This is a genomic window from Treponema sp. R80B11-R83G3 (genome assembly GCF_054786115.1).
In genome coordinates this window covers 153,755-166,562 of sequence record NZ_BDHF01000609.1, presented here as the reverse complement: position 1 = coordinate 166,562, position 12,808 = coordinate 153,755, and the positions used below count along the sequence as shown (strand labels likewise).

The 12,808-nt window shown below is 43.6% G+C and carries 10 protein-coding genes; 8 read left to right on the top strand and 2 right to left on the bottom strand.

Translation table 11 applies throughout. From position 1 onward, the window contains the following. The first annotated feature begins 241 nt into the window (after positions 1-241). The 8 genes from ACYVRH_RS16790 to ispH all read left to right on the top strand — a co-directional run bounded on the left by ACYVRH_RS16790 (position 242) and on the right by ispH (position 10,535). Positions 242-760, top strand: a complete 519-nt coding sequence (locus ACYVRH_RS16790) for a hypothetical protein (protein WP_461257991.1) — start codon at positions 242-244, stop codon at positions 758-760. A 13-nt stretch (positions 761-773) separates the two neighbouring features. Beyond that, positions 774-2,690, top strand: coding sequence for an adenylate/guanylate cyclase domain-containing protein (locus tag ACYVRH_RS16785; protein WP_461257990.1), 1,917 nt, complete (start codon positions 774-776; stop codon positions 2,688-2,690). Positions 2,691-2,701: 11 nt separating this feature from the next. After that, positions 2,702-4,945, top strand: coding sequence for a FecR family protein (locus ACYVRH_RS16780; RefSeq protein WP_461257989.1), 2,244 nt, complete (start codon positions 2,702-2,704; stop codon positions 4,943-4,945). Continuing rightward, a complete protein-coding gene (locus ACYVRH_RS16775) occupies positions 4,935-6,158 on the top strand; it encodes a hypothetical protein (protein WP_461257988.1) in 1,224 nt (407 codons plus the stop codon). The genes ACYVRH_RS16780 and ACYVRH_RS16775 overlap by 11 nt, the downstream gene beginning before the upstream one ends. Before the next feature lie 94 nt (positions 6,159-6,252). Continuing rightward, positions 6,253-6,648: a preprotein translocase subunit YajC gene (yajC, locus tag ACYVRH_RS16770; protein ID WP_461257987.1), complete on the top strand. Its 396-nt coding sequence runs from the start codon at positions 6,253-6,255 to the stop codon at positions 6,646-6,648. Between the two features lie 2 nt (positions 6,649-6,650). Continuing rightward, positions 6,651-8,396 carry a protein translocase subunit SecD gene (gene secD / locus ACYVRH_RS16765; protein WP_461257986.1) on the top strand — a complete coding sequence of 582 codons (1,746 nt, stop codon included), beginning with the start codon at positions 6,651-6,653 and terminating at the stop codon, positions 8,394-8,396. Next, positions 8,393-9,598 carry a protein translocase subunit SecF gene (gene secF, locus ACYVRH_RS16760; protein WP_461257985.1) on the top strand — a complete coding sequence of 402 codons (1,206 nt, stop codon included), beginning with the start codon at positions 8,393-8,395 and terminating at the stop codon, positions 9,596-9,598. The genes secD and secF overlap by 4 nt, the downstream gene beginning before the upstream one ends. A gap of 7 nt (positions 9,599-9,605) precedes the next feature. Beyond that, the gene (gene ispH / locus ACYVRH_RS16755) at positions 9,606-10,535 is read left to right on the top strand and encodes a 4-hydroxy-3-methylbut-2-enyl diphosphate reductase (protein ID WP_461257984.1); all 930 of its coding nucleotides are present in this window, start codon (positions 9,606-9,608) and stop codon (positions 10,533-10,535) included. Between the two features lie 117 nt (positions 10,536-10,652). Here the strand turns inward: ispH and ACYVRH_RS16750 are convergent, their stop codons facing one another. Together ACYVRH_RS16750 and amrA are read right to left on the bottom strand one after the other, a co-directional pair. Continuing rightward, entirely contained in the window at positions 10,653-12,233 is a 1,581-nt protein-coding gene (locus ACYVRH_RS16750; RefSeq protein ID WP_461257983.1) for a UDP-N-acetylmuramoyl-L-alanyl-D-glutamate--2,6-diaminopimelate ligase, read from the bottom strand. Further along, on the bottom strand, positions 12,233-12,802 hold the full coding sequence (amrA, locus tag ACYVRH_RS16745; RefSeq protein ID WP_461257982.1) for an AmmeMemoRadiSam system protein A: 570 nt from the start codon (positions 12,800-12,802) through the stop codon (positions 12,233-12,235). Before amrA ends, ACYVRH_RS16750 begins: the two co-directional genes overlap by 1 nt. Positions 12,803-12,808 lie beyond the last annotated feature (6 nt).

The window sequence follows — 12,808 nt, the reverse complement described above, 5'->3', positions numbered from 1 at the left end:
CTATTAAGGCATATTTAAAACCTTCCACAAAAGTAGGCGATCCGCTCCCCTGTATAGCCAGCCTAATATTATTGGGACTTACCGCGTAAAGAAATGTTATCGAAAAAAGGAGGAAAAAGTTAATAAATATAGTTTTCTTCAATATTTGCCGCATTTTCTTAATTTTACTATATTATTATCGGCATTTCAATGTTATAGCCCTTAGCATAAAAAAAGCGATGGTTTGGTTGGAGGAATTGGCATGACCAATCCTGTGGGTGACATAGCTCCGCTGGATAATAAATTTGCCAACATGCCAGGAATAAGTTTGGGATTGGAATTTCAATTCCTTAATTTTATGAGTATTGAACCTCGCGCCCAAATATCAATGGAAGAACTGGTAAAAGACCATTTAATGTATACCGCGCTATTTTCCGTGAATCTTAAATTCCCGTTAAAATTTCTTAAATTTGTCGTCATTGAACCATACGGACTCGCGGCGTATCCAATGCGTTTTCCCGGAAAATTGGAAATTTTTACCAGCTACCCGCAGTATATATTAGGCGCCGGAATTCAAGTAGCTATGAAGGTCGGGAAAAGCGGAGCGTTATTTTTTGACGTTAACTATATGTTTATAAATTTTGGTGAGACAAAAATGGTGAATCAATTTGCATTACCGCCGAATGATCTTTATCCAACTCCTATAGAGATACATTATGATCATTCTATTCTTGGCTTTAAGATTGGTTATAAATTCGGATTTTTTAACAGGAAACGTTAGCGGCTAAATAATTATGGATGTGCGCAAAAAAGTCAGGTTAAGCGATAAATTTATCCGGTTTTCAATCGGAGCCAAGCTTGTTACAATAATCACTATTCTTGTCCTTGTTTCACTGGGAACTATAACATTTTTGGTCTCCTACATGGTCAGTAAAGATTTGGAAATAGCCGCAGAAGAGAACAATTTTGAGATTAACAGGCGTTCATCCGCTGAAACGGAACATACTTTGGCAAATGTGCGGTCTAACGCGCAAATTTTAATTCAAGTTATTAATTCTGCGGGAGTGAACAGCCGGCTTTCAGAACAGGCTGAAGAGTTTTTCTTTGAAGAAAACAAGCAAATAGCGGCTCTTGTTTTCCAAACGTCCGATAACAATGTAGAATTTCTTATAAACGAAAGTTTTTTTTATTTAAAAGATATTGACGCTTCGCTGGTTAATTCTTATTACGCGAAAAATAGCGATTATTATCAAAGAGCGGTATTTGGAGAATCGTCTTTTTTAAACGCATATAGTCATTTTTCCATGCATTTACTGGCTTTATTTTTTCCACTGCCGGGAAGGCAAGCATCCCCCGGACGTGAGTCCGCAGGACATGAGTCCGCAAACGCCGTCTTTATACTTTTCTCCCCTGAATACCTTAATGACAACCTGAGTTCCGGCATGAATCAATCCTATCTGATAAATAATAACGGCGATATTTTGATACACCCGGATTTTGAAATGGTCAGGACATCCGCTAATATTTCCGGCAGGGAAGATGTCCGCATGATTCGCGAAAGCGCCATACGCAGCAGGCAGGATTTGCATGAGATCAACGGAGTTAAATATTATATCGCTTTTACAAAATTAAACATTGGCGCGTCGATTGTGATTACCAGTATTGAGTACAAAAAAATATTCGAAATGATTAACACAACCACCCGCCGTAATTTGCTCTTAACCGCCGCCGTCGTTTTTATATCAATACTTTTTATTTGGTTTTTTTCTAAAACTATTTCTTCCGCGTTAAAAATTCTTTCTAATGCCGCGCGAAAAATTGAGGGCGGCGATTTTGAACTCGACTTAAAACCGAGAAGCAGAGATGAAATAGGCTTTCTTACGACAAGTTTCCAGCGGATGAGCCAGGCGTTAAGTATTTTCGGGCGGTTTACCAACCGCGAAATAGCCGTTAAGGCTATGCGCGGCGAAATAAAACCGGGGGGGTTGCCTAAACACGCTACGATTTTTTTCTCAGACATCCGGGGCTTTACTGAAAAATCTGAAATTTTTACAAAAAATTTTGGCAAAGGCGCTTCTGACAAAATCATTTTCTGGCTTAACGAGTATTTTACGCAAATGGTCAACTGCGTGGAAAAAACAAACGGCGTTGTGGATAAATTTATAGGCGATGCGGTTATGGCGCATTGGGGCACGGCGTACACCGCAGGAAGCCCCGCAAAGGACGCTTTTAACGGCGTTAAAGCCGCTCTTATGATGCGGAAAGCGCTTGTTATGTTAAATAAAAAACGCATGCCGGATGATCCCGGGGACCCGCCAATTAAAATCGGTTGCGGCATTAATTCGGGTATTGTTACCGCAGGACAGCTTGGCTCTGAACTTCGTATGGAGTATACGGTAATAGGCGATCCTGTAAATCTCGCGTCAAGAATTGAAGCGCTAAATAAACCTCTGGGGACGGACATATTAATTTCCGAAAGCACGTGGAACCTTATAAAATATTTCTTTATTACCGAAGAAATGCCGTCTGTGACCGTAAAGGGAAAGGAAAAACCGGTGCGGATATTCGCCGTTGTAAATCATGTTTCAGTCACCTCAGGCCCAAGAACATTGGCGGAAGTAAGGGAATTGCTCGGCATAAAGCCTCCTGATATTTCAAAGGTTGATACTAATGCCGAAGAAAAGAAATATAAAATTGGCGCTAACGCGTAATGGGATTAAAAATGAGCGATACGGAAGGTAAAGAACGAAGAAAAACGTCAAATAAAGCATTGGATATTTTTGTCGTTTTATTTTGTCTTTCCGGCGCTGCGGCAAGTTTATATTACTTTTATTTGGATATTTACGCGACTTTTCGCTCGTTAAATATTGTTCCCGCCGGGACTGTAACCGTAAAATACAACACCGTTCAGCGCCGGTTGGCGGACAGGGCGGTCTGGGACAGGCTTTTTGAACAATCGGCCGTTTACAGCGGCGATTTAGTCCGTATCGCGCGTCTTTCCGGCGCGACGTTGAATATTGATGAAAACAGCATTGAATTAGGCGAGAATACCCTTATTAGGATTCAAAAAGACGAAGGCCCTTTGCAAATAGAATTTTCCTACGGTAATATCAGCGTAGCTTCGGGAAGGGACAGTGGGGCGATTCTCCTGTCAATAGGGGATCAAGTTGTGCAAGTGCAGCCGGGGGCGGAGATAAACGCCCTTTCAGGGGACGGAGGTCTTGTATTGCGCGTAACGGAAGGAGCGGCGCAGGTTATCAGAGAGGGGCAGGTTACGGATGTGCCTGCGGGAGGAATAGTCGTCCGTGATACGGCGGGCAACGAAGTGCGCCAGCCCATGGCCGCCGTTATTCATCCCAAGCCTAATGCGGTGCTTTTAAAAACGGAAGCCGGTCCATTAACTGTGGAGTTTAAATGGGCAAGAATGAATATGCAGCCGCAGGATCTTTTAAGGCTGGAAATTGCCGAAGATAAAAATTTTAAGAGAATTATACAAACGGTTGATAATCTTGACTCAAGCGCGGTAACTTCCTTAAATGCCGGTTTTTGGCATTGGCGGCTTTTACATGGAAATAATACGCTTGCTTTAGGGCGTATGAGCGTGGTTGAAGCCGCAGCGCCGACCCTGCTTGCCCCGATGGTGGGCGGCTCAGCGCAGGTTCCGGTAAGATATGAGGGTCAGGAAGTCCAATTCAGATGGGCGGAAGTCCCTGATGCCGCGTATTATTTGTTAAATGTTTCCAAATCACCTGAGTTTGTCGCTCCTGAAATTAATTTACAGGTGCAGACGACAAGTTATATTAATTCAGATATAGATGCCGGAACATGGTATTGGCGCGTTCAGCCTGTTTTTTCAAGTGCTTATGAGGGTGAGGCGCGTTTTTCGCAGGTCTCTTCTTTTAAAGTGCAACCAGCTTCTGTCGCATTGGCTCCCGCTCCTGTTCCGGTATTAAATGATAATAATTTAGGCGTAAATACTCCCAGTGAGGCTATTCAGGAACTGGCGGCTGTCGAAGAAGAAAAAAAGCTTGAAGATGTCTTCACGGCTCTGCTTGAAGAAACAAGGCAGATTTGGCAGGAACAGCAGGAACAGCAAGAACAGCTTGTGCGTCAAGAACGTGCGCAGCAGGAGCAGCGGGCGCAGCAGGAACAGCGGGCGCAGCAGGAGCAATTGGCGAGACAGGAGCAATTGGCGCAACAACAGGCGCAGGCGACTCAAGTCTCTGCCGCTTCGCAAACACGGCAGGAAAGCCAAACGCAGAAACAAACACCGCAACAACCACTGCGCCTTAGATTGATCTCTCCTGAGAATAACGTGGTTATTGCCGGGCTTACGGCTATTAGACAGCCGACTGTTTTCCGCTGGGCTACTGATGAAGATGTGGAGTTTTCAAGATTTGTTCTTTCACGCCGTTCTAATCCTTTATCCGGCAGGCCCGAGATAGACATACAAAACCCCGGACGCGCCGTTTCAGTTCCCAATCTGGCTGAAGGCGTATGGTATTGGACAGTCGAAGCCCGCTCTAAAGACGGACACCCAATTACCGCCGTTTCACCCCGGCAGATTCGCGTTCAGCCGATTCCGCTTCTACCCGCGCCGGGAAACAGACTTCCTGAATCGGGATTTGTATTAGGCCCTGAGGAATTACGTAAAAGGGAAGGCATTGTTTTTTCATGGTCAAGAGTTGACGGGGCCAATTCCTATATTCTGTCAATTTTAAAAGACGGATTTCCAAGAAGACAGCAGATTTTACAGACTGAGCCGATTAGGGAATTAACATATACATTTGACAATTACAGCGTATTTGATGACAGCGGAACATTCTACTGGCAGGTGGAAGCGGTTTCCTACAGAGATGGAATAATGGAACAGCGCGGAACGCCGGGAGAGAATAAGTTTATGCTTGATGTTCCGCGTCCCGGGCGCGTAAAAACAAAAAAAACGGGGGTTTTGTATGGAAAGTAAAAAAATTATTTTTCTGTTTTTATATACTGCCGTTTTTTTATTTTCCGGTTTGTTATACGCGCAGGAGTCTTCGCCTGAGTCACCGGGGTATTTTGTTGATACAAGCGCGGGGGAACCGGTTTTTAAACAGCGCCTTGTCTGGGATAAAGAGGATTATGTTTTATACTATGAAGTGTCAATTCAAGTTTTTTCGGGACAGTACAGGGAATATCATGTTGAAATTACAAAGAATAATTTCCTTGAAATTTCCTTGAATCCGGGAAGGTATCGGTACAGTGTAACTCCCTTTGATTTACTGGAACGCAGGTGTGAAAGTTCAGATTGGGAAGAATTTACCATTACTGCCGCTTTTCAGCCGGAAATTATAAAAATCGTCCCTGAGTATTTTTACATGGATCAAAATAAGAACAGGGTATTGTTAATATCGGGGAATAACATTTTCGATGATTCTGTCATTTATCTGAGAAATGAAGAAAATGAATTATTTCCTATTGAGAAGGTTGTAACCAACAATTCAAGCGTAAAGCTTATATTTAATGATGATACGTTAATTCCCGGAACTTATGAAATTTTCATAAAAAATCCCGGCGGATTGGAGGTTGTTTTAGGCGGTTTTTTTATAGGTTATCATAGGTATATAGAAGCTTTTTTTAAATTGGGTTTTAACCCGATACTTCCGTTAAATGGAGAATTAGAAGATTTATTTGGACCATATATGTATTTCCCGGGAGTGACTTTCAGGCTGGAATCGCTTTCTTCACAACGCGCTTCTTTTAAGGCGGGATTGGAATTTGCCCTGTCATTCTATTATTTGAATGATTATTTTTCAACCGAATCGCTCAAGGTAATGGACGATAATTACCGCAGCAGCAATGTCTCATTATTTGATTTTTCCCTTAATATTTCGCTGCAAAAGAGATATAATCATCTGCGAAACGCCGTCACATTATCTTTTGGCTTTGGTTTCACCGCTTTTAACGGTTCAGGCTATATTTATAATGATGACGGTTATTACGATAATGACAATTATTATTACTATGACAGAATTGAATACGTTAAAAATGAAGTAAACGCCTATGCGGATATAGGTTTATCAGGTTTATTCCTTATTACGGAGAGTTATTATATTGAAACCGGCGTGGAATTAGTCTATTATTTTAAAGGCTCTTCCTTTTTATTAAGGCCAAGAATCTCCATGATTATAAAAGTTTAAAAAAATAGGGCTTTTTTGCCGTTCAGGGTACTTGAATAACCCCTCTTTTTTATGTTAATGTAGAAAGCAATACTATTTTTTAAGGATGTTACCCATGAATAAGTTTATTTTTTCATTACTTATGGCAGCCCCGCAGGCAAGCGGCGCTGACGGCGCGGCAACGGGCGGAGACCTGCTTAGGACTTTTCTTCCCTTTGTCTTGATAATTGTCATTGTTTATTTCCTGATGATAAGGCCGCAGAGCAAGAAGCGCAAAGAGACCGAAAAAATGCTCGCCGCCATTAAAAAAGGCGATAGAGTTGTCACTATCGGCGGGCTTCACGGTACGATTCAAAGCGTAAAGGAATCAACTGTAATTATCAAAGCCGATGATAACGTAAAACTTGAATTCCTGCGAAGCGCTATTTCCAATGTAGTACAGCCCTCTAAAGACAAAGAAGATAAAATTGAGGAGAAAACCGAAGGACAAACATCCGAAAACGGTGAATAATTATGAGTAAACGTTACAGATTTTTTATTTTATTGATTATATTGGGGGTTTGTTTTCTGTTTTTATGGCCCACAATACGCTGGTATTTTTTCATTCCAAGGGATCAGCAGGCCCTTGCGCTGGAATCCAGGCAGCAGATAAGGACTTATTCGTCTCAAGCCGCAGGTGAAGAACTGCAGCGTCTTCTTGCCGCTGCGGTTTCCGATAATGTAATTCCCGGTGATCTGGAATTTGTTACGGCAGTTGCAAAAAAACAGTACAAGCTCCTTAAAAGGCCAATTCCAAGCCAATGGACGGCAAGATCGGTTCTTGAAGCGTTTTCTACAAAAAGAGAGGCGTTGGACGCGATTGAGCAAAAACACGCGGATGATATTTTTGCCTTAAAAGATTTACAAAAAAACGCCGTAAAACTCGGGCTTGATCTTTCAGGCGGCTTAAGCATCGTATTGCAGGTTGGGCGGACATTGACCGAAGATAATTCCGAAGACGCGATGAAACGCGCTCTGGAAGTTTTAAATAACCGCATCGACCAGTTCGGGCTTACTGAGCCTGTTATCCGCCGTCAGGGAAATGACCAAATATATGTTGAAATTCCCGGAACAGCCGACCCTGAAAGAATTAACGACATAATAATGGGAAAAGGAAGCCTTACCTTCCAATTGGAAGATTCCGAGGCGACGGACGCTTTTCGTAATTATTACAGGGCCAACCCGACTACAACCTTTGACGCTAACGGCAATTTGATTAACCCTTCGATTGTTCCTTCCGACGTTGTCGTTCTTGGCGTTTATACCAAGGACAGATACGGTCTTGACGAGCAGGTTAGGAATAATGACGGAACCCTTAGCTATATCGCCGTAAAAAAAGAAATAGGGCTTGATGGCAATTACATTGAGGAAGCTACTGTTGACCGCAACAATATGGACGGCAAGCCGGAAGTTGTTTTTAAATTAAGCACCGAAGGCGGGGAAATTTTCTACAAGCTTACATCAGCTAACGTGAATAAAAACCTTGCCATTATTTTAGACAATAAAGTTAAATCCCATCCGAATATTTCTACCGGTATTCACGAAAGGGGGACTATTACGGGATTTGGCTCGGAAGAAGCGGATAACCTCGCGCTTATTTTAAGGACTGCGGCTTTCCCCGTAGAGCTTGAAGTCGCCAGCCAGCAAAGCATCGGCGCTTCAATGGGAGAGGACACAATCCGCCAGGGGCTTTACGCGCTGTTAGGCGGCATTGCGGCAGTTTTAATATTCATGCTTATCTATTACCAAAGAGCCGGTATTAACGCGATTGTCGCCCAGTTATTAAACTTCTATATAATGTTCAGCGTGCTTTCCGCCCTTAACTTTACGCTTACCCTTCCCGCAATTGCCGGTTTTATATTAACAATCGGCATGGCGGTAGACGCTAACGTAATTATTTTTGAGCGCATGAAGGAAGAAATGCGTCTTGGCAAATCAAGAAAAGCGGTAATAGAAGCTGGTTTTGGAAAAGCATTCTGGGCGATCATGGACTCCAACATAACCACATTTATCGCAGCCCTTTTCCTTTCGCAGTTAGGTTCAGGCCCAATTAGAGGGTTCGCGGTAAGCCTTTCAATCGGCGTATTCTCATCTGTATTTACCGCCCTTTTTGTGTCACGGTTGATTTTTGATTTTGAAACTGACGTTATGCGAAGTAAGGGCTTGAGCATAAGCTGGACAACCCGTATTCAGGAAAGCGCAAAGGCGGTCAGCGTATGAAAAAGACAATTCGTTTTTCTAAATTTTTTCTTCCTGCGGCGATAATTTCGATTATTTTTGTTGTTTTCAGCATATCAGGCTACATTATAAACAAAGGGTTTGCCCTTGGCGTTGATTTTCAGGCCGGCCTTATCCAAGAAATAAAAATTGCCCCGACCGCGTTCAGTCTCCGCTGGAATGGCGTGTCAAACGCGGTTCTTCAACTTGACAGAAGCGGTCTTTACATAATTGTTTCCGGCGCGGGCGTAGAACCAAAGACGCACTCGTTCCCATTCAGCGAATATGCCAATATCGGTTCAATTAAGCGCGCATTGGAACAGGCGCTTGAAGATATTGAAATATCAATGCCGGCGAATGAAAATGTAAACTCGCAGTGGCTGTTTCTCAGTTCTCAGGGAAATCCCGTCTTGAACAAAGATACTCCGTTTGTAATTTACTATCTTGACCCGCAAAGTACTCCTGTCGATATTTCCGAAGTAAGAACGGCAATGGCCGGTTTTACGCAGGGCGTCGCCGTACAGAACATTGGAACTCCTTCGGAGCGTCATTTTATGATCCGTATTGAAGACAGAAAAGACGGGCGCGTAAGATCGGATGAAGTTATACAAAGCCTTGAATCTTATTTCGGCAAAGGCGGCATTGCCGTTATGCGATCTGATTATGTAGGCTCAAGCCAGTCCCAAAAACTTATAGACCAGGTATTTTACCTGATACCCCTTACCCTGCTTTTAATCTTGATTTACCTGATTATCCGCTTTAAAGTGCAATACGCTATTGGCGGCGTAATCGCCATATTGCACGACTTACTGGTTATAGTAGCGTATCTGGTTTGGGCAAGAATGGAGTTTAACACCACGACTATTGCGGCAATTCTTACCATCCTTGGTTATTCTATCAATAACACAATAATTCTATTTGACCGTATCAGGGAAAATATGCGCGTATATCCCGATAATAATTTTACTGATATTATGGATATTTCAATAACAGGAATCTTAGGGCGTACCATTATAACGACATTGACAACCATGATTGCCGTATTATTCCTGTTCATATTTACGACAGGCTCAATGAAAGATTTTGCCCTTGTACTGTTGATAGGAATGACATCAGGCACGTATACGTCGCTCTTTATAGCTTCCGGTTTTGTAAACTTCTGGGAGACCAGAAAAAAGATGGCAAAGAAAAAACCGGCCGCCTAAGACAAATATGACAATAATCCGCGCCCGCGTACTGGGTTTCTGCATGGGAGTCAGGCGGGCGGTGGAACTTACCAAATTACAAGCGAAAAAAGCGGCGGAGGAAGGCTCTGCTGTTTACACATTGGGGCATCTGATTCACAATCCTCAAGTATTAGCCGATCTTGAAAAACAAGGGGTTATTACCCTAAAACAGAATTCTTTCGAGCAAATTCAGGGTAAGGGTAGGGGGAAAAACAGTTGCGTAATAATCCGCGCTCACGGAATAAGTCCCGAAACTGAAAAAACCCTGCACTGCACGGGTTGCAACATTATAGACGCGACCTGTCCCAATGTTAAAAGAAACCAGTTAAAGACGCAGGAACTCTCACGCGCAGGTTACAGTTTGTTTCTCGCGGGAGACTACTCTCACGCCGAAATCGAAGGCATTACCGGTTACGCAAGTTTCGCTCCTTTTTGCAAGGCAGTCATCGGCGCGGATCAGGCGCGGGACGCAGCCTGTACTCTGTATCAAACAAACAGTAACGCAAAAACCGCCCTTATCGGGCAGACTACAATTTCCGAAGAAGAGTACAGCAATATAGGCAATGAAATAAAAAAATATTTCCCCAATCTGGAAATAATAAACACCATCTGCTCCGCTACCGCAGAACGCCAGCAGGCGTTACGCGAACTATTAACTAAGGTGGACGCAATAATAATCGCCGGCGGCAAAGAATCCGCCAACACCCGCCGCCTGCTGCTAATAGCCCAAGAAAGCGGCAAACCCTGCGCCCTGGTAGAAAAAGTTGAAGAAATACCGGAAAATTTTTATAGTTATAGTACCGTAGGCATAGCTGCGGGGGCGTCTACGCCGGATTTGTTGATAGAGGAAATTGAATTGGCTCTTATTAATGGGGAGTGGGGAGTGGGGAGTGGGGAGTGGGGTTATTGTTTGTAATCTAGTCGTGTTGTCAACACAAATAGAGATTTCGTACAAAAATTATTATTAGCAAGCGCAGCGTGTTTCCTCACGCGCGGATAACGAACAATAACCCTACTCCCTACTCCCCATTCCCTATTCCCTATTCCTCATTTCCTCAAGTCCCTTTTCAGTCTCCGATATTTCATCAAAAGCCACTACATGATCGGAGTAAATGATAGAGTTCTCATGGCCTTTGCCTAATAGCAACACAAGATCGCCTTTTTGCGCTAAGGAGAGAGCCTTGCGGATTGCCGCCTGTCTGTCGGGTATCAGGAAAAGATTTTTATCGCGTTCAAAAACTGTTTTTTGCTCTTTATCAAAATATACGCCTTTTTCAATCTCTTCCAGAATGTCCATGGGTTTTTCGCCTCGGGGGTCTTCATCGGTAAGAATTATAAAATCGCTGTAGTGGGCGGCTATTTTTCCCTGTTCGGCTCTTTTTTGCGTGTCACGCTCTCCTGCGGAACCAAAGAGGCTTATTATCTTGCCGCTTGTTTTATCAAGCCTTGCTCTAAGCGGGGGGAAAATCGCCTGAAAAGAGGACGGGGTATGCGCGTAATCTACAACAACTTCAAACGGCTGATTTTTATTGACGGAAGTCATCCTGCCCCTTACGGGTTTTAAGAATTTTACATATGGGGCAATTTCGCTAACAGAACGTTTTACAAGTTCACAAACCGTAAGCAAAGCGGCAAGCACATTACTTGAATTGTACGAGCCGGGAAGTTTGTCCCTAATTTCTATGTATTCGCGTGTTTTGGAAATGAAAACCATATACCAGTTGCCCAACGCGCCGCTTTCTATCGCTTCCAGTTTAATGTCTCCGTCCCTTCCCCCCGGGCTGTACCTGAGTATCCTGCTTTTTGATAATTTCATAATATAACGCGAGCTTTTATCGTCGTTATTAATTACGCCAAACGGTTCAAAAAAAGTAACGTCGTCCCGCTGTATATAATTGTCAACGGCGCGAAAAAGATTTGCTTTGTCATGCCTGTATTGCTCCCATGTTCCGTGAAATTCCAAATGTTCGTGAGTTATGTTAGTTAAAACGCCCGAGCAAAAATTTACGTCTCCAAGACGGTTTGTTTTTGAAGAAAGCCCGTGTGAGCTTGCCTCCAATACCGCGTATTCGCAGCCGTTATCTGCCATTTCACGCAAAAGCCGCTGAATAACGGGAGCTTCGGGAGTGGTTTGATGTTCGCTGTTGTTTAAAACTTCGCCGCCCAAGCAGTGTTGTACGGTGGAAATAAAACCGGCTTTTTTCCCAAGCATTGTAAGCAGTTGCCAAATTAGATACACTGTGGTACTTTTGCCCTCGGTGCCTGTCACTCCCGTTACGAGCAGGCACTGTGAGGGAAAACCGTAAAAGGCGGCGGAAATAGGGGACATCGCGAAACGGGCGTTTTTTACTTTTAAATAGATTATGCCGTCGGTAATTTTTGTAACCTCGTTTTCATGTACGATTACTACGGCTCCGTTTTTTATAGCGTCGTCAATATAAAGACTGCCGTCCGTGTGAAGGCCGGGCAGGGCAAAAAATAGGCTTCCCGGTTTTACTTTTCGCGAATCGTATTCAAGAGAATTTACAATGGGGTCTGACGTTCCGTTTGCAATTACAAGTCCCGATTTTTCCGCTGTTCCTTTTGTAAAAAATTGCGAAAGACGCAGTTCCATCAATCTTCTCCAAAGACAATTGCCGTAAAAGTATAAAGCTGAGTATCGGGCGCGTTATACGCTCCCTGTGGCAATCCCGCTTTGACGCATATATAATCAAGGTATTCGTCAAGATTCCAGCCCTGTTCTACGGGAACCTGCGGCAAAAGAACTCCCGACCTTCCGCGTCCTGTCAATAAAATCCCATGAACGCCGACCTTTACCTGCCTTGGATCGGAGCATGGCGACATCGGGGAAAGCGCGGAAATTTCGATGTGCAGTCGGGATAGTTCTTCCTGTCTTAACGGCGGGAAGCGGGGGTCGCCAAAAGCGGCTTCTTTTGCCATAAGGCGGACTGTTTCTATCAGGGGCAAGTTAGCCGTCATTCTGCCGATACATCCGCGCAGACTTCGCTCTTTGTCCTTCATGTGCAGAGACACAAACGCGCCGCAGGGTGTTTGAAGGCTTGAATCACCGTTTGCGTCAGCCTGAGAAAAAGACGGTTTGCGCCCTTCCAATTTCGCGGTAATTGATTCGCGGGCATCTGCAAGTAAAATTTTTTGTTCTTCTTTAGTTATAGTGAATTCCATATATTT

Coding starts and splice junctions, on each gene's coding strand:
- ACYVRH_RS16785 (WP_461257990.1), top strand. CDS start 774: ATGGATGTGCGCAAAAAAGTCAGGTTAAGCGATAAATTTATCCGGTTT.
- secF (WP_461257985.1), top strand. CDS start 8,393: ATGAAAAAGACAATTCGTTTTTCTAAATTTTTTCTTCCTGCGGCGATA.
- ACYVRH_RS16790 (WP_461257991.1), top strand. CDS start 242: ATGACCAATCCTGTGGGTGACATAGCTCCGCTGGATAATAAATTTGCC.
- ACYVRH_RS16775 (WP_461257988.1), top strand. CDS start 4,935: ATGGAAAGTAAAAAAATTATTTTTCTGTTTTTATATACTGCCGTTTTT.
- ispH (WP_461257984.1), top strand. CDS start 9,606: ATGACAATAATCCGCGCCCGCGTACTGGGTTTCTGCATGGGAGTCAGG.
- amrA (WP_461257982.1), bottom strand. CDS start 12,802: ATGGAATTCACTATAACTAAAGAAGAACAAAAAATTTTACTTGCAGAT.
- yajC (WP_461257987.1), top strand. CDS start 6,253: ATGAATAAGTTTATTTTTTCATTACTTATGGCAGCCCCGCAGGCAAGC.
- ACYVRH_RS16750 (WP_461257983.1), bottom strand. CDS start 12,233: ATGGAACTGCGTCTTTCGCAATTTTTTACAAAAGGAACAGCGGAAAAA.
- secD (WP_461257986.1), top strand. CDS start 6,651: ATGAGTAAACGTTACAGATTTTTTATTTTATTGATTATATTGGGGGTT.
- ACYVRH_RS16780 (WP_461257989.1), top strand. CDS start 2,702: ATGAGCGATACGGAAGGTAAAGAACGAAGAAAAACGTCAAATAAAGCA.